The organism is Occallatibacter sp., from assembly GCF_036502485.1.
In the GTDB taxonomy this organism is placed as follows: domain Bacteria; phylum Acidobacteriota; class Terriglobia; order Terriglobales; family Acidobacteriaceae; genus Telmatobacter.
The window spans coordinates 41,777-59,611 of record NZ_DASXYM010000061.1 but is presented as its reverse complement, the minus strand read 5'-3'; the positions used below and the strand labels follow the sequence as shown (position 1 = coordinate 59,611).

Below are 17,835 nucleotides of genomic sequence, written 5' to 3'. Positions count from 1 at the left end.
TCGCTTCCCCTAAGTTCTTCATTGCGATCATTTCTGGCACGCGAACCTGGATCGCTTCTCGCAGAGTTCCAATGGGCCCTCGTCCACAACAAACACCTATCGCCTGAGCGGAGAAAACATGGCTCGAGCTCCCCGTGTGGGGCAGGCTTTGCAAGGGGCAACCAGCCTTGGAAAACGCTTACTTGACAGCCGTATATTGCCCGGCCTACAATTCCTGCCGTTCCTCAGAACAGGAAGTTTTTAGCGGCGCGCGAGAAAACATTTACTTTCCACGCAGCCAAGACCTTGGCAACCTTCATCAGGAGGCAGTATGTTCCAAATTCCAAAATCAGGCTGGCGAGTGTGCCTTTGGGCCTTCGCAGTCTTGGCGATTTCCCTCTGTGGCTGGGCCCAGTCCACCCGAGGCTCCCTCGCCGGAACCGTCACAGATCCTACCGGCGCGGTCATCCCGGGCGCGAAAATCGTTGCCACGCAGCTTGAGACGCAGGTAAAGTACGAAACCGTCTCCACCACTGCCGGAACCTACCGGTTCCCCGAACTCGCCCTCGGACGCTACGACATTGCCGTAACCATGACCGGATTCAGCGCGGTCAACAATTCCGGTGTGCTAATCACCATCAACTCCACCTCGGTTTTGAACGTCACGCTTAACCCCGGTACGGTCTCCGAGTCCGTTACCGTAGACGCCAGTGCTCCCAGCGTCGAATCTCAGTCCTCTGACATTAGCGGCACTATCTCTCAACAGCAGATCAACGATCTGCCTCTGTCCATGGCCAACGGCGTAAGCGGCCTCCGCTCGCCTGAGACGTTCGCCTTTCTCGTGCCGGGCACGACGGGCCCGGGCGCGGGATCCGTCCAGTCGCCCAGTTCCATCACCGGCAACGGCGTCTTCTTTGCTCGCCTCGGCGGCGGCCAAAACTTCGGCACTGAGGTGATGCTCGATGGTTCCAGCATCACCCGCAGCGAAAACGGCTCTTCCTTTGACGAAACCTCGCCTTCCATTGAAGCTCTGCAGGAGTTCAAGGTCACCACCTCCGGCCCGTCCGCCGAGTTCGGCCGCAGCACAGCGGGCTTTGAGAGCTTCGCCACCAAGTCCGGCACCAATGGTTATCACGGCACGGCCTTCGGCATCATCAAGAACGCCGCCTTCGACGCCAACACCTGGTACAACAACGCTTATTGGGCCTACGACGCATGCACCGGCGATCGCTTAACCACCACCTCGAACTGCCGCGGCTTCCTCAAAGGTCAGGACAGCAAGTTCGACTACGGCGGCACCCTTGGTGGCCCGCTGCGCATGTTGAATCCAATCCATCCGAGCCGTATGCTCTACAACGGCCGGGATAAGACCTTCTTCTTCTTCGCCTGGGAGCAGTTCAAGTTCAACTACGGCAATACCAGCATCTCCACCGTTCCCACCGCGGACGAAAAGAACGGCGATTTTTCGGCCATTCTGGGCGCCACCAACAAATCCGCAGGCGTGAATCCCTGCACGGGAGAGTATCCCCTGCAGAACCAGATATTCGACCCTTCGTCAGTCAAAACATCTCCTGACGGCACCCCTTGTCGCACCGTGGCCTACAACAACAACGTTCTTCCTTCTGGTATCCGCGACTCCGCAAAAGCCATGCTGGCTGGCCTGCCCGATCCAAACCAGGCGCCGACTTCGACGAGCATCCACGGCTTCGCCAATAACTACGTGCAGACCGGCACCGGGACCAACGAGAACACCACCTTTACAGTGCGTATCGACGAGTCGATCAACGACTCCAACAAGGTGTTCTTCTCTTACAGCTCGCGCGACAACTTCCGCTACGGATCGCCCTCGCTCCCTGAACCGTACGTCAATAACACCTACCCACAAGATTTCCAGACCCACTACATTCGCGGCGGCTGGGATCACACCATCACGCCGAACATGTTGAATCACTTCAACGTCGGATACAACCGCACCAACAGCAAAAACTTCTCGAAGCAGATCGGCCAGCCGGTCAACACCACCACGCTCGGTCTGCCTGGCTTCTTCTCGGATGCCTTCCCATCGGTCGGCTTCGATGGATACGACGCCTACTCGAGCTGGGGCCTTGGCAACAACGGCGACAACATCGACAACGGCCTTCGTGCCAACGACAGCATCAGCTGGAGCAAGGGACGCCACAGCTTCAAGTTCGGTGTCGACTGGCGCTATCAGCAGTACAGCGTCATCCAAGAGAACATCCCTTACCTGAGCTTCCAGCGCAGCCAAACCGACATGGCGGCTGTCAATGGCGCCCAGGACGTCAGCGGTAACAGCCTCGCCAGCATGCTGCTCGGTCAGGTCGACTATGCCAGCCAGACCGTCTACAACAGCAATCCGCAGTGGAACTCCTGGTACATGGCCGGGTTTTTCCAGGACGATTACAAGGTCACTCCTAGCCTGACCTTAAACCTCGGATTTCGCTATGACATCGATATCCCGCGCGCAGAACATCACAACAACACTTCGGCATTCAGCTTCACCGCTCCCGATGCCCCGGCCGACAACCTCCCGGGTGCGCTGGTATTCGGCAGCAACTGCCACTGCAACGCCCGGTGGGCGGAGACCTGGAAAAAGGATCTTTCGCCACGCGTTGGTTTCGCGTACGTGCTTCCTCACACCGATGGGAAGGCTGTTCTGCGCGGCAGCGGTTCCATCATCTATGGCCCGTTGCAGTACTCTGACTTCGGCAGTTCCATGCAACTCGGCTACAGCCAATACCGCAGTGTCGGTTCCACCAACACGGGTCCGGGTACGGCCGCCGGCTTTACTCCGGCGTTCGATCTTGATTCGGGCTATAACCTCTGGACCGCAGACTACTTTGCCCCCAACACGGACCCCACGCAGCTGAATGGGCCCACCGGCGTTTTCAATCCTGTTGGCGGCGAAGTGATCACGCCGGAGATGGGACGTCCCTCAACCACCTATGGCTGGGGTCTGCAACTTCAGGACGAGATCGCCCACGACCTGATCTTCACCGTGGGTTACATCGGACAGGCGTCGCAGAACCTCCACTCCGGGTACCTGACCAATTCCAATAACATCAGTGACCAGTACTTCTCGCTCGGCGATCACCTTTGGAGTTCGAAAAACCGCATCAACACTCCGGGCGGATCTGTCGTGGTTGATGGCGATACCTACCAGGCGCCGTACAGCGGTTTTGCCGGCGCGCTTGGGCAATCGCTCCGTCCTTTCCCGCAGTACGACTACATCGCCGGCGATTGCTGCCTTGAGAATGTAGGCCACTCGTCGTACAACGCCATGACCGCATCGCTCAACCGTCACTTCCATCAGGGACTCAACCTGACTTTGTCGTACACTTGGTCGAAGAACCTCACCGATGCCGATTCGGCGCTGCCCTTCACAGTGTCGAACTACCGGTCGCAGACACAGAGCTCCACGAATCTTCACCTGGAGAAAGCGTATTCGATCCAGGACATTCCGCAGACTCTGTCCATCAGCTTCCTGTATCAGCTTCCCTTCGGCAAGGGCAAGCCTTTCCTCAACAACAACGGCCTTCTTAATCACGTCGTCGGAGGCTGGGAGATCGGCTCCATCCAGCGTTACCAGAGCGGGCAACCCATCGACTTTGGCTGCGCAACCGGCGCTGCCTATTACCAGAACTGCTTCCGCTTTAGCCGGGGTCCCGGCGGCCAGGGCGGTCTTGCTAATCCGACCTTCAAAAAGAACAAGAACCATGCCAACATCTTCAATGGCGAAACTTGGTTCAAGCCGGCTTATCGCCCGGCCGGAACCATCAACACCAGCGATCCTGGCGTGGCTATGTCCGACGCTGCTTTCGTCGACAAGAATCGCGTCGGCTACACCACCACCGGTCAGCAGTGGCTCCGCAAGGTCGCTCCTGACTGTCCCGAGGCCTGCTCGTGGGATCCATATGTCTTCGGCACCGGCATTGCGCGCGTGACAGAAGAAGTTACCGGGCCGCTGTACCTGGCGGAAGACATGAGCCTCCTCAAGAACATCGACATCGCAGAAGGATGGAAATTCGTCCTCAAGGTCGATGCCACGGACGTCTTCAACCGTCACCGTCAGGCCTACCCTGACACCAACCCAGCGAACGTAGGCTGCACGTCGGGCCTGTGCGGAAACTTCGGCATTCCGACCTCTACAGATTATGGTCCGCGTAACCTGCAGATCTCGGGGCGCATCACGTTTTAACCCTTTTCCTCCGGGGCCGGTCAACACCCGCGCCCCGGGTCTTTCCAACCTTCCGGTTCATTCCGGTTTCCTCAGGCCAGGTCAGCCTGGCCTGAATTTTCTGGGCATTCTGCAAGTGCCAGAATCAGCCCATACCCGTTTTCGTGTATGCGAACCCTCCCCATCCTCGCAGCAATCCTGCTGACCGTTGCGCTCCCGGGCGTGTTGCGTTCGCAATCGGCTGCCGGTGCAGACGATGGATTTTCCCTACTCCGAGCAGGCAAGCCAGAGCAGGCGCGCGAAGTGTTCGAAGCCGTACTCGCGAAAGATCCGGCGTCAACTGCTGCGCAATCCGGCGAGGTTCAGGCTAGCGAGCAGCTCGCCCTTCAGTACCGCGCCGCCGCTAACCGCGACGAGGCTCTCCGCACTCTGCTACGCGCAAAAGACCATGTGACTGGGTCCCCCCGCCTCTACTACGACCTTGGCATACTCGAAGATGAAATGCGACTCTTTCACGATGCGGACGAGTCGCTCGCGCACGCCGCGGAAAGCATGGGTAACGATCCTAACCTGCTCTACGCAATCGCCCGCGTGAAGATGGACCTCGGCCTACTCGGTCCGGCCGAAGAAGAGATGCAGGCCTACCTAAAACTCCGCCCGGAAGATGCCAGCGCCCATTACGGGCTCGGCCGCATCTACCAGATCGCTCTGCAGTTCGACAAAGCGCGCAGCGAATTCGCCCGTTCCATCGAATTGAAGCCGGTGCAGACTGAAGCCTATTACGAACTCGGTGATATCGCGCTCAAGCAGGGGCAGTTTCAAGATGCGCTCGTGCAGTTTGGCAAAACCCTTGAGCGCGATCCGCGCCACGGGGGCGCTCTGGAAGGTGCCGGCGAAACCAACTACAAACTCAAGCGCTACGATGATGCCCGGCAGTACCTTGAGCGAGCCGTAGATGCCGCCCCTGGCTACCCCCCGTGCCACTACTACCTCGGGCTCACGCTTGCGCGGCTCGGCCAGAAAGAAGCCTCGCAGCGCGAACTGGAAACAGCTTCCAAGATGTCCGAACAACAAAATGCCGCTGCCCCACTTCGACTGCAGCAATCAACGGCACCACCAAAACGGTAGCTTGAAGAGTCAACATCCAAAGCCGAAGCTGGAACGGAAGGTGGTTCTTTCACTCGGTACTCGCATCTCATATTTCAGCAAACGTTTCCCATTCCTCCTGTACTGTAGCGAAGGCAGCGCTGTAAAGTTCACGATACTTGAACTTCCTTGCAGTTACGGTATGATGTAAACGCCTTCTGGACAGCCCTGAATGAAAACGGTGGATGATGCCCCGAGTTACTAGACGTGCGCCGAAACCGAAATCTCAGATGGACATCCATACGGTGGCTAAGCGAGCCAACGTCTCGATCGCAACTGTCTCCAGAACCGTGAACCGCGTCCCGACGGTCAATCCCAAACTTGCCAAGCGGGTCTGGGATGCCATCCAGGAGCTTGGCTATTTCCCTAATACGCAGGCTCGTGCCCTAGGCTCCGGCCGCAGCGGAATCCTCGGTCTCATCGTATCGGAGATTACTAACCCCTTCTTCCCTGAACTCATTCAAGGATTCGAAGACGTAGCCGTCGAAAACCGCTACGAAATCCTAGTCAGCTCCACCAACTACGATCCCAAGCGCATGGAGCAGTGCATCCGCCGTATGATCGAGCGCAAGGTCGAAGGCGTCGCCGTGATGACCTTCGGCATCGAGCAGCCGCTCTTTGAGCAGCTAGCTCAGCGCAACATTCCACTCGTGCTGGTCGACGTCGGACCCGACCGGCCTGGGATAAGCCTTCTCAAGGTCGACTACTACCACGGAATCCGTCAGGGCGTGCAGCACCTAGCAGCGCTGGGACACAGAAAGATCGGCTTTGTCACCGGGCCGCCCGGCCTCCACTCCGCGGACTCCCGTGTCCACGCCTTCACCAAATCCATTGCGGAATGCGGCATCGCTCTCGACAATGATTGGATTGTTCCCGGCGACCACACCATGGAAGGCGGCATCGCGGCCATGGAGAAGATCCTTGCCGGTCCGCGTCAGCCCACCGCTGTCATGTGCTCCAATGACATGACCGCGCTTGGGGTGGTGCACAAGGCCTATCGCGCCGGCCTGCGCATACCGCATGATCTATCGGTGATCGGCTTCGACGACATTCACATGGCGCGCATCATGATTCCCCCATTGACCTCGATCCAAATGTCGCGCGTGGAACTGGCGCGCGCCGCCGTGTCCGCGTTGCGCGCGCGCGTTGAAGGCACTAGCCATCAGCGCGAGTACAAAATCGATACTCAACTCGTTGTCCGCGAATCCACCAGCTTCCCTCCCGGCACCCTGCAAGACCTGAAATCCGCGGCCACAGCCCCCTGGTATGGCAACGGCCGCTGAGTGATTGCCGTCGCATCAAGAATCACAGGAAGCGAGCGCCGTACGCTCCCCACAACGCGGTGAAGATGGGCATCGCTGCTGTGGTAACCTGAGGTCTGAACCTGATGGACGCAATCCCCGGGGCATCGTCTTCGATACAGCCGCTTTGCGACCGTCCGGCGCGCACTTTGCCTTGTTTGATCCCTGTGACTTCGTCTTCCTCTAATCCCCCCTCCGCCGCCCCCGCGATGCCTGATCAGTCTCTGAATTCCGGCTCTCTGGCGGCATCCGATCTATTTCCGTGGCTCCAAGGATTCGCTCCGCGCCGCTGGCTCTCCAACGGTCACCTGCAAACCATCGTTGGCAACTATCTGCCGCGCCCGCGTTTCACCCTCGATTCGACAGCCGAAACCGTCGAGGTCGATCCTTCCGATGGCAGCCGTGTCATGTGCTACGGACATTGGCATCGCGGTCACGATCTGAGGCTCAGGCTTACCGTCATCCTCGTACATGGTCTTGAAGGCTCTTCCGAATCGCGCTATATGCTTGGGCTTGCCGCTCGTGCCTGGAATGCCGGCTGCAACGTCGTTCGGATGAACATGCGCAACTGCGGAGACACCGACGCCCTCACGCCCACTCTCTATCACTCGGCCTTGTCCAACGATGTGGGTGCGATCGTCGACCATTACCGCGAGCGTTTCGGCCTGCAGCGCGTCGGGCTGGTCGGCTACTCCATGGGTGGGAATCTTGTCCTCAAACTGGCCGGTGAGTGGGGTCGCCGTGAACCGCTCTGCGGCGTCGCCGCCGTCTGCCCTGCCGTTGACCTCGCCGCCGGAGCCGACGCCTTGCACGAGCCTGCCAACCGCATTTATGAGTGGCATTTTCTCCGCCGCCTCATGAAGCGCTACCGCCGCAAAGCGGAGTTGTTCCCCGCCATCTACACCAAAACCGGAATCGGCCCCGTGCGCTCCCTGCGCGACTTCGACGACAAGATCGTCGCCCGCTATTGCGGCTTTAAAAACGCCGATGACTACTATTACCGCGCAGCGGCTGCCCGCGTCATCGACCGCATTGCCGTCCCTTCCCTTATCCTCCACGCGCTTGACGACCCGTTTATCCGCCTCACGCCTGAGACCCGTGCCAAGATCATCGCCAATCCCAGCATCTCTTTCATTGAGACAGACCACGGCGGCCATTGCGCCTATCTTGGTGTCCAGCCGGGCGATGAGATCCACTGGGCTGAGGCCACGGTGATCCGTTACCTGCTCGAACACAGTCGCAGCCATGGAAGCTGACTGGGAGTTCGAAATCGCTCCGGAGGCGCCCGTAATCGATGGTGCATGGTCCGGCCTCGTCGACCTGCGCGCGCATCCTGAAGGCGCATCGCGCTTGCCTGAAGCATCGACGCTGCCCGCGCTCGCCGGCACCCTCACATCCCTCAACGCCGACGCATCGCCCGTATGGACCGCCAAATGCGATATATGGAACCCCGGGGCCGTGGATCCGGATGAACTCGAAACGACGCCCGAAGCCGCGGCGCACGCACTCTCCTGCTACATCGACCTGATTCCGTCCTCGGATGCGTGGTCCACCCTTGACCACCTCGCCGACTGGTGCAGCAGACTCTGCGTCGTGCTTCGCGGAACTCCGCTGCGCCAGTGCCGCGCCGATCTCGTTGTTCGCAGCGCCTTCCTCACACCGGCGCAAACCGCACTTGGGATTACCCTCTACGTAACCGGCTGCGGCGCCACAGACGCAGCCGCGGCTGAAGCGCTTTCGTCCGCTCTCAACCTGCTTGCGCGCACCATCACCAGCGCCGACGCATAGCTAGCGTCACGCGAACTGCTGCAGGCTGAACCCCAACTCGTAGTTTTCGCCGTGCTGCAGCAGTTCTTCCCACGTGATCTCGGTCTTCTTCAAGCCCGCCATGCGTCCCAGCATGCAGCTCAGCGCCGTCTGCACGCCTTCTTCAATCTGATTGTGTCTGGGGCCTGAAACGATGCTGTCAATGAACGTGCGTTCCTTCTCGCGATCAGCGAACGCTAAGTTATCCGCGAAGCTGCCGTTCGCAGCGAACTGCCCTGATCCCGCCGCCGTCGCCTGCGAATCCTTCCACGACCATGCATGCGCACCCGTAATCTGAATCGGCCCCGAGTAGGGAACTGTCGCCGAACCCTGCTCCCCAAACAGCTTCAGCCCTGCATCGAAAGCCCCGTCACTTCCAAACTGTGTGGACGCGAACGAGAAGTGCACATTGTCGGGATACGTGTAGTCCACCTGGTAGTTATCCCAGCAGTCACCATAGTGCTTCAAGATATTGCGTCCGCCTGTGGCCGTCGCCTTCAAGGGCCGCGCACCCACCATCCAGTTGCACAAGTCGATAATGTGAATGTTTTGCTCGACGAGGATGTCGCCCGAGAGGGCGCGATCCCACAGCCAATTGCGTAGCCGGTACTCGTCCTTCCCTGCGCCCGGCCGATTCTTCTCGGTCGACGCTGGCGCGTTGTAGTTGCCGCTCACCGTAGCAACCTTTCCCAGGTCGCCCGCCTTGATCTTCTGCGCAATCGCCGCGATGGGGGGCGCATTGCGACATTGGAATCCCACATCCACGCTCTGGCTCGGCTGCACGCGCTTGGCAATCTCCAGCGCCTGCTTCGCCTGCTGTACATCGATGCCTACAGGCTTCTCGCAATACACATGCTTGCCAGACGCCACCGCTGCGCCAAGGTGCTGCACGTGGAAAAACGGCGGCGTCGAAATCTGAATCAGGTCCACGTCCTTTGAGTTGGCAAGCTGCTCAAACGCCTGCGAACCCCGGAACAACAGCCTGCTATCGATGGCCGCACGGCCCAGATCGGAATTCACCTTGTCGAAGTGCTTCTTGCCCGCGTCGAGCTGATCGGCAAAGATATCGGCCAGCGCAACCACCTGCGCCTGCGTGTTCTGCGAGAACGACACTGCCACCGCAGTACCGCGGTTTCCGCAGCCCAGCAGCCCGTGCCGCACCACTGAATTGGCTTCATATCCGAACGCAGTTTTCGACTTCAGCAATAGCATCGCCGAGGCCGCCTGTGCCCCGGTTTGAAGAAAGCGCCGACGGTTCATCTTCACTGGATTCCTTTTAGAGATTTTCAAAACTTCGCCAATCGTGCCGTTCATCCCACAACTTCGCGCAGAATGTTCTCGAGGTACATCTTCTCGTTGCGCACATCTTCAACCTGCTGCGGCCCTGAAGTCTCGCGCTCAATCGTTACCGCGCCCGCGTAGCCGATCTTGTGCAGCTTGGCGAAAACCGTACGGAAATCCACCAGGCCCTTGCCGATCAGCACCTCTTCACCCAACTTGCTCGGATCCGTGGGCCACCGCCCGTCCTTGGCGTGAATACTGCGAACGTGCGGCCCCAGAATGTCCACCGCGTCTACCGGGTTAGCTTTTCCGTAGAGAATCAGGTTCGCGGTGTCCAGACCCACTCCGAGATTCGGCAGATTCACATCGCGGATCACGCGCGACATAGTGGTTGGCGTCTCCTGCCCCGTCTCCATTAAAAAGTGCTGTCCGTTGCCATGGCAGTGCTGCGCAACGGTCTTGATCGCCTCCACGGTGCCCGGATATAAAGCATCCCCCGGGTCCTCAGGAATGAATCCGCAGTGCGTCTGCACCTGATTGAGACCCAGCAGCTTCGCAAAGTCAGATGTCTGGCGCAGAGCATCGATGCGCGCCGCGCGCATGGACGGGGGCACCAGCCCGATCGTAGACGGCCCCTTCAGGAAGTTCCACTCCAGCGGTGCCGGCCCAACCACCTCAACTGTTGTGGCCGCCACGTCATATTTCGCCAGCAGGTCCTTGATTTCCTTCGCCGCATCGGGGATGAACTTCCCGATGTACCCATCGAGGGAAAGAAAGCAATTCGAGAAACCCAGGTCGTGCACGCGCTTGATTGTCGCATCCGGCGATCCATACGGGCTGATCAGCAGCCCCACCGCCATCGGCTTCAGCTTGCTCTCACTCGACTGCGCACCGCTCAAGCTCGGCAAAAACAGATCCGCTACAATCGCGGAAGAAGCTGCTGCAAGAAAAGCACGTCGATCCATCCCTCGTTCCTCTCGAACCTTGAAGCGTGTTCAAGGCCTCCCGTGATCTGCTCCGCACTGACTGGTAACTCTAAAACATGAAACGCGCATTGGACAAGCGCTCGCCCCGCGGCGCCCACCCATTTTCGGTTGATTGCCCAATGTGCACGCGCCTGTGACAGAATTGGTGAGCGTTCGAGAAACCAGTCCATGCCCCGCAACGCGACACCAGAATCTGCCGCCGCACCACTCCGACCGCGTCCCGATATTCCGCGCCGCCGCTGGCGCATCGCCATGCTCCTCGGCATCGGCGTGCTCGTGAACTACTTCGATCGCGTCAACCTGTCTGTATCCTTCAACGGCCTGCACTCTGACTTCGGCATCTCCGACATCACCTTCGGGTATCTGCTTGGCGCTTACAACTGGACGTACGCGTTGTGCCAGCTGCCCATCGGCGTCTTCCTCGATCGCCTCGGCGTCAAGTTGGTCGGGCGCATCAGCATTCTCGTGTGGAGCGCGGCATCGTTCGCAGGCGCTGTGGCTCCCGGCATCAACGCCCTGTTCGGCGCGCGTTTCCTGCTCGGTGTTGGCGAGGCACCCACGTTCCCCGCCAATGCTAAAGCGGTCGGCGCATGGTTCCCGCGCCATGAGCGCAGCTTCTCCACCAGCTTCTTCGATTCCGCGGCAAAATTTGCCTCCGCCATCGGAGTTCCGCTCATCGGCGCGCTGTTCCTACGCGTCGGCTGGCGCATGAGCTTTGCCGCGACGGGCTTCATCAGCCTCGCCTACTTCGCGCTGTTCTACGTCATGTATCGCGAGCCGGAAGAAGATCGCGGGCTCACTCCTGAAGAACTCGGTTACATTCGGGCCGATCACGAAGCACATGAGCGTGAAACTCCGGTCTTCACCCTGGGTACTCTGCTCGGCAAGCGCAAGGTCATTGGCCTCGCCATCGGCTTCGGCTCTTACAACTATGTCTTCTACCTTCTGCTTACCTGGCTGCCGCGCTACCTCTCGGTCGCGCTGCACACTGACTTGATGCACTCGTTCCTCTATACCGGCGTTCCGTGGCTTGTCGCCACAGCGACAGACCTGCTCATCGGGGGCCTGCTCGTCGATCGCCTCGTGCAGCGCGGCTGGAACGCCAACCGGGTGCGCATGACCATTCTTGTGCTCGGGACAGCCTGCGGTCTCGGCATTCTCGGCGCCGGGTGGTCGCACACGCCGGTCGCCGCCATCACCTGGATCAGCATCTCCATTGGTGGCCTCTCCGCAGCCGCACCCGTCGGCTGGTCGGTCCCATCGCTCATCGCGCCCCGCACCAGTGTGGGGCGCGTCAGTGGAATCCTCAACTTCTCCAACCAACTCTCAGGCATCGCCGCGCCCATCGTCACCGGCTATCTCGTCAGCGCCCGCCATTCTTTCACCGGCGCCTTCATCGTCGCGGGATCCTACCTCGCCATCGGCATCTGTGCCTATCTGTTTCTCCTGCGCAACATGGACAGCATCACCGCCTAGCGAGTCCTACGCGCAATCAAAATCAGGCCTTCGGCTTCACCATCGCCCGCGTGCGACCAACTGAAATCCCGCCGTCCACCAGCAACGTCTGCCCGGTCACGTAGCGGCTTGCCTCAGACGCCAGAAACACAATTGCCCCATCCAGGTCATTCGGCATTCCCGGTCGCTTTGCCGGAATGCGCTCCACCAGGTACTCCACCCACTTCGGATCCTCGTACATCACGCGATTTTGGCTGGTCTTGAACCAGCCGGGAGCAAGGCAGTTCACCGTCACTCCATGCGGACTCCAATCGTCCGCCAAGCTCATCGTGAGCTGCCGAATCCCGCCGCGACTCGCGCCATAGGGCGCCAATCCCGCATAGCCGAACACGCTTGTCACCGAGCCGATATTGATGATCCGCCCATATCCGTGCGCCACCATACCGCGCGCAATGGCCTGCGCAACAAAGAAACTCCCGCGCAGATTCGTGTCCAGTACCAGGTTCCAGTCGTCCCAGGTCACATCGAGAGCCGGTTTACGCACGTTGCATCCGGCGTTGTTCACCAGCACGTGTATCTGCCCGACCGCCTCCGCCGCCTCCGCCGCCATGCGCTGAATACTCTCCTGGTCGCGCACGTCCAAATCCAGCGACACAGCCCGCCGACCCATCCCGCGGATCTCTTCTTCGAGTCCCGCGAGCGTCTCCCGTTTGCGGCTCGTAAGAACCAAGTCCGCTCCCGCCTTCGCCAGCGCGCGCGCAAAATACTGCCCCAGCCCGCGGCTAGTCCCGGTTACCAGTGCCACCTGTCCAGTCAGGTCGAACAGCTCATTCGTCATCGCGCGGCCTCCGGGCTCAGCACAATCTTCATCAGCCCCGGCTCGTGCGCATACAGACGCCGGAACCACTCCGCGCCCTCGCTCAGCGGAGCCACCGCTGTAATCAGCGGCTTCACCCGCACGGTCCCGTTGGTGATCATCTCAATGGCCTGCGGATACTCCCCGCAGGAGGCCGCGGTGCCCTGCAGCCGCAACTGCCGGCTTACCACCTTCTGCAGCGGAAGCCGCACCTCCGGCGTCACGTTTCCAATGAGCGTCACGGTCCCGCCCTTGCGCACCGCATCAATCGCGGTCTGTACGGTTTCGTCGCGTCCCACGGCCTCGAGAACCACATCCACCCCCGATCCGTCGGTCAGATCCTGGCACTTCCGCACCAGTTCGCTCCCCGACATAAGCAATGTTTCCGTGGCCCCGAGCTTCTTGGCCAGCGCCAGCCGGGTCGGATCCACATCGGCGATAAACACGCGGCTGCATCCAGCGGCCCGCGCCGCCTGCAGCGTCAGCAGCCCGATCATCCCGGCGCCAATCACCAGCGCTGTCTCGCCGCCGCGCAGATCGCTCACCGCTACCGCATGCAGCGCCACGGAGACAGCCTCCAGCATCGCCGCCTCTTCAAACGGCAGCGCATCGGGCAGCTTGTACGTGATGCGCTCCGGAACCCGCACGTACTCCGCAAACGCCCCGTCGCGCCGATAGTCGCCACATGACACGCCCAGCACCTCGCGCCTGTCGCAGAGATTTACCTCGCCGCGCCGGCAGAAGGGGCACTCGCCGCAATAGATGGTCGAATCAAACGTGACGCGATCGCCCACCGCGAACCGCTGCACCCCCGGCCCGACCTCCGCCACCATGCCTGCGGCCTCATGCCCCATCACGAGCGGCGGAATGCGCCTTCCTGACGAGCCATCGAATCCATGCACATCACTGCCGCATATGCCGCACGCGGCCACGCGTACCAGCAGTTCGCCCCGCCCGGCTACAGGCTGCGGATGATCGAGATATTCCAGGTGGTTATATTCCGAAAGAACCAGCGCATTCATACACCGCATTGTGTCACAGCGGCGCAGCCTTGTTCGCCCGCACCGCACTCACCCACTCTGGGCTGGGCGCCCCAGGCCTCGATTCTGAAACCTGGAAACCACGAACGGGGCCAGCTGTCGTTTGCCCCCGGGGACGCGGTGCGGAGGCCGGCGCATGGCCTGGTCTATTTCGGCACCACCAGTAACGTAATTGACTGGGCCGGGTAACTCCCGGCGATTGTGCTTGTGGTCCCGCCCCCGCCTGGTGCCGTAATCGCGGCCGCCGGCCCCGCAACAATCTTCGTCAAGTCGGCCGCGCTGTACTGGTACACCTGCGCCGTAGCCCCCGAAGACGCGAAATTATCCAGCGCCAGCGTCGACGTCAGCGGTCCGTAGGTCTTGTTGATAACCACAATCGTCAGCGCCCCGTCGGACGCCCTCTCGGCGCTATACACGGCCAGCTTTCCCTGGTCCGCGCTCGTCGCGTTCAAAGCGGTGTCGCCGAACATCGAGTTCTTGCCGTCATAGTTGCGATACATCTCGAACGCAATCAGCCCCGGCAACTGCGTCTTCGGATCAGGCGCACCCCACAGCGTCGCCAGGTCTAACCCGTACTCGCCAAAGATGCCCAGCACGTCCGCCTGCGCAATCGCGCCGCTGATACTCTCCTGGCCGCCCCAGTTGTATTCCGTGAAGGCAACCTTCGTGCCCGGATAGTTGTTCGCCACCCACTTCTGCGCCATCGGAATCAGTTGCGGCGCCTGCAGCGGCGTGTTGCAACCTGCCGTGTAGTTCGCATCCGTGGTGTAATTCGGCTGCGGATAGTAGGGATCCGTATAGGTCGGATCCCAGAACACGCGCGTCGAATTGATGCGTATTTTCTGCTCCGCTGTGTCGCCTACGCTCGCCAGGCCCACGCCCTGCCCGTTGTACGTGCCGGCAAAATACGTGTGCAGGTCCAGATAGTCCAGCAGCCGTCCGCCGTAACCCGTTTCCGCCGCCTTGAACTGCTGCAGATAATACTCGATGAATGGAACGCCACCGTGGGCGGCGCGATCCACGGGATTGCTCCACGGCGAATAGCACGGCCCGCTGCCCCACCCGCTCTCCATGTCCTTCTTCGAGTAGAAGTAGTTCCACCAGTTGTCCACCACGGGCCCGCTCACTTCGGCGGTCGAATCCGCGTTCTTGATCTGCTCGGCCGTCGCGATCCCGTTATTGGTCACTTCGTCGTAAGTCGATGGCGATGGGTGCACATCGCGATGCACGGCATCCCACCACGCCGGCTCGTTGTCCAGGTCATAGATGGCTACGCCACCCTTTGCGGCGGTGCCAAATTTGCCCACCAGGTACTTCACCCAGTCGTAGCTCCAGCTTGAGTCCACCTTCAGACTGTTCTTGGTCGGATCGACCCCGGTGATGGCGCAGCCGTTCGCGTCTGTGCATCCGTTCACGCCCTGCGGATACACCCCATTTCCGCAACTGGACCGGTAAGGATCGAACGCAGCCTGACTGGGGAAGTCTGTGGAAGTAAAGCTGCACGTCCTGCTGTCCTTCGCAATCCAACCCAGCACCGGGACCGTACCCATGGTTTTTGCGCCGACCGCCAGATCGTTCTGCACCTGCTGATTGAAGCCGCTCGTATCCTGTTGCCCGGTCGCCCACTGGTTGTTTTCGTAATACCAGTCGCTCGCGGAGTTCGTCACGTCCAGCTTGTAGTTATAGCGCGACGTCGCATCGCCGCCCCATCGATCCACCGACAGATTCACCGCCTTCTCCGCGTCTGAACTTAGCGTGAACGCGTTCATCCCATAGATGTATGGGCTGATGGCATGCGTCTTCTTCGCCGCGTCCACCGTGAGCGCTGGCCCGGCTGAAGTCGCGGGCGGCGTCAGCGTAACTGTCACGCTCCCGCTCGCAGTCGCATCCTGCGTGCTCGTTGCGGTCACCACAACAGTCGCCGGCGCTGGAAAGGGCGTGTCATAAACCCCGCTCGAGCTGATCGTGCCCGCGCTCATCCCTGCGCACCCAGAGCACTTTACGGTCCACGTCACGGTGGAGCTGAACGTTCCCGTGCCCTTCACATCGGCCGCGAACTGCTGCTGCGTCCCGATCGTGGCCGTGTTGGGAGTCACTGTAATGGACGTGATCGGCGAAGCTGTCTTTACCGTCACGCTCGCCGTCCCTGACGCCGAATTGTACGTGCTCGCGCCTGCGGTGTCGGGCGTGTACTTCGCGCTGAGTGTTGCAGTCCCCGCAGTCAGAACTCCCGCCGTCACCTTGATGCTCGCTGCGCCGCTGCTCAGCGTCGTTGCAGAAGAAGAGTACGTGCCGCTCGTGAGCGTCACGGAGCCGGTCGGCGTTGCATGGCCTGAGCTCCCGCTCACCGTCACGGCGACTGTGAGGTCTTGTGCAGTTGTGATGGTTGCCGCTCCCGGGGTCACGGTCACCGTGGGCGTAACCAGCGTCGGAGGCGGTTGCTGGCTGCTTCCGCCACCTCCGCATCCCGCTGTGCAGGCGCAGGCCAATACCAGCAAAAAAGCAGCAAAACGGCTCAATGAGCACATGATATGCATCCTCTATCAGCACCGGGACACGAATCTCCCCCAAGAGCGATACGTGGAGCGAGCCAGGTACTAGGTTATGAGATCGGTACCATCTTACATTCTGAATTCGCCGATGCGCTGGCGGAATTCCAAAAAGGCGAAACGGGAGTGTTAGGCTCGGTCCTCGCCGCTCAACATGGCAATATGGACTTGAGACCTGCTCGCGCTTGCCCAGCGGTCAACGGCATATCCCGTATAGGAAGGACCTCGCTCAATGGCCGTTCAAGCCTCTCCCCAGACACTCGCCCCGTTCCTAATCGAACCGCGCTTCGTCCCCCGCGTGTGGGGCTTCGACGATCTGCGTCCCTGGTTCGACTGGAGCAGGTTTGAGAAGGGCAGGGAAGCCGGCGATCCCCTTGGCGAAGTGTGGCTTACCGGCGATGATTGCCACATCGCCACAGGCCCTTACAGCGGCAAAATCCTGGCAGATGTCATCGCCCAGGAGCCCCGTGCGATCCTCGGCCCCGTCGCTCCGCGCGTCGAGTCGCCCCTGCTCATCAAGGTCATCTTCGCGCGCGAGAAGCTGAGCGTGCAGGTCCACCCCGACGATAAGCTGGCGCAGAAATATGGCGACCCCCGCGGGAAAACGGAGTGCTGGTATGCCCTGGATTCCCAGCCTGACGCGCAGGTCGCCGCCGGACTCAAGCCCGGGGTCACCATGGACCAGGTCCGCGCCGGCATCCAGAATGGCACCCTGGAAGATAGTCTCAACGTGCTCCCTGTCGAACGGGGCGACATGATCTTTGTCGATGCGGGCACCGTTCACGCCATCTGGCCCGGCTCCATCCTGCTTGAAACCCAGCAGAACTGCGCCCTTACTTACCGCATGTACGACTACGGCCGCCCCCGCGAGCTGCACATCGAGAAATCGCTCGAAGCTACCCGCCTCACCACTCGCGCCGGCAAGGTCCTGCCCGTCAGCCGCCCTGACCGCACCATACTCGTCGATGTCGAATATTTCCGCGTCGAACGCCTGCCCGTCCGCAGTCAACGCAGTTCAGCCAGCCTTGCCGCCAGCGACGAGCCGGGTCCCGGATTGTCTTATCTGTTTGCGGCTGCTGGCTCGGCGCGGCTCACCGGCGAAGGATTCGAGCCGATCGAAATCCCCGCACGCGGCCTCGTCTGCGTGCCCGCCGTTGGTTCCGCTTTTGTCCTTGAAGATCTTGGGGGACTCGATCTCGTCCGTATGTCGCCGCGCTGGCCCGCAGCCATTTGATCTAAAT

The 17,835-nt window shown here is 60.7% G+C and carries 13 protein-coding genes; 8 read left to right on the top strand and 5 right to left on the bottom strand.

What is annotated here, in order from left to right; all coding sequences use genetic code 11:
- The first annotated feature begins 364 nt into the window (after window positions 1–364).
- The 5 genes from VGL22_RS09475 (at window position 365) to VGL22_RS09455 (ending at window position 8,409) form a co-directional block, all read left to right on the top strand.
- Window positions 365–4,195 (top strand): TonB-dependent receptor, encoded by a 3,831-nt coding sequence (locus tag VGL22_RS09475; RefSeq protein WP_465266666.1) that lies wholly within the window; start codon window positions 365–367, stop codon window positions 4,193–4,195.
- A gap of 147 nt (window positions 4,196–4,342) precedes the next feature.
- Entirely contained in the window at window positions 4,343–5,302 is a 960-nt protein-coding gene (locus VGL22_RS09470; protein WP_465266665.1) for a tetratricopeptide repeat protein, read from the top strand.
- Window positions 5,303–5,550: 248 nt separating this feature from the next.
- A complete protein-coding gene (locus VGL22_RS09465) occupies window positions 5,551–6,603 on the top strand; it encodes a LacI family DNA-binding transcriptional regulator (RefSeq protein ID WP_465266664.1) in 1,053 nt (350 codons plus the stop codon).
- A gap of 227 nt (window positions 6,604–6,830) precedes the next feature.
- A complete protein-coding gene (locus tag VGL22_RS09460) occupies window positions 6,831–7,877 on the top strand; it encodes a YheT family hydrolase (protein ID WP_465266663.1) in 1,047 nt (348 codons plus the stop codon).
- Complete coding sequence (locus VGL22_RS09455; RefSeq protein ID WP_465266662.1) at window positions 7,867–8,409, top strand: hypothetical protein; 543 nt, start codon at window positions 7,867–7,869, stop codon at window positions 8,407–8,409. The genes VGL22_RS09460 and VGL22_RS09455 overlap by 11 nt, the downstream gene beginning before the upstream one ends.
- 6 nt (window positions 8,410–8,415) lie before the next feature.
- On the opposite strand, the gene VGL22_RS09450 is transcribed toward VGL22_RS09455, so the two are convergent.
- Both VGL22_RS09450 and VGL22_RS09445 read right to left on the bottom strand, forming a co-directional pair.
- Complete coding sequence (locus VGL22_RS09450) at window positions 8,416–9,687, bottom strand: Gfo/Idh/MocA family protein (RefSeq protein ID WP_465266661.1); 1,272 nt, start codon at window positions 9,685–9,687, stop codon at window positions 8,416–8,418.
- A gap of 50 nt (window positions 9,688–9,737) precedes the next feature.
- Window positions 9,738–10,673, bottom strand: coding sequence for a sugar phosphate isomerase/epimerase family protein (locus tag VGL22_RS09445; protein WP_465266660.1), 936 nt, complete (start codon window positions 10,671–10,673; stop codon window positions 9,738–9,740).
- 189 nt (window positions 10,674–10,862) lie between these two features.
- On the opposite strand from VGL22_RS09445, the gene VGL22_RS09440 reads away from it, so the two are divergent.
- Window positions 10,863–12,170 carry an MFS transporter gene (locus tag VGL22_RS09440; protein ID WP_465266659.1) on the top strand — a complete coding sequence of 436 codons (1,308 nt, stop codon included), beginning with the start codon at window positions 10,863–10,865 and terminating at the stop codon, window positions 12,168–12,170.
- 22 nt (window positions 12,171–12,192) lie between these two features.
- Here VGL22_RS09440 and VGL22_RS09435 read toward each other — a convergent pair whose 3' ends face one another.
- From VGL22_RS09435 to VGL22_RS09425, 3 genes are all read right to left on the bottom strand, one after another.
- Entirely contained in the window at window positions 12,193–12,987 is a 795-nt protein-coding gene (locus VGL22_RS09435) for an SDR family NAD(P)-dependent oxidoreductase (RefSeq protein ID WP_465266658.1), read from the bottom strand.
- Window positions 12,984–14,027 (bottom strand): galactitol-1-phosphate 5-dehydrogenase, encoded by a 1,044-nt coding sequence (locus VGL22_RS09430; protein ID WP_465266657.1) that lies wholly within the window; start codon window positions 14,025–14,027, stop codon window positions 12,984–12,986. The genes VGL22_RS09435 and VGL22_RS09430 overlap by 4 nt, the downstream gene beginning before the upstream one ends.
- A 164-nt stretch (window positions 14,028–14,191) precedes the next feature.
- On the bottom strand, window positions 14,192–16,180 hold the full coding sequence (locus VGL22_RS09425) for a glycoside hydrolase family 44 protein (protein ID WP_465266656.1): 1,989 nt from the start codon (window positions 16,178–16,180) through the stop codon (window positions 14,192–14,194).
- On the opposite strand from VGL22_RS09425, the gene VGL22_RS09420 reads away from it, so the two are divergent.
- Together VGL22_RS09420 and VGL22_RS09415 are read left to right on the top strand one after the other, a co-directional pair.
- Window positions 16,146–16,646 (top strand): hypothetical protein, encoded by a 501-nt coding sequence (locus VGL22_RS09420; RefSeq protein ID WP_465266655.1) that lies wholly within the window; start codon window positions 16,146–16,148, stop codon window positions 16,644–16,646. The two genes, VGL22_RS09425 and VGL22_RS09420, sit on opposite strands and share 35 nt — an antisense overlap.
- Window positions 16,647–16,826: 180 nt before the next feature.
- Entirely contained in the window at window positions 16,827–17,828 is a 1,002-nt protein-coding gene (locus tag VGL22_RS09415) for a type I phosphomannose isomerase catalytic subunit (RefSeq protein WP_465266654.1), read from the top strand.
- The last annotated feature ends 7 nt before the right edge of the window (window positions 17,829–17,835 follow it).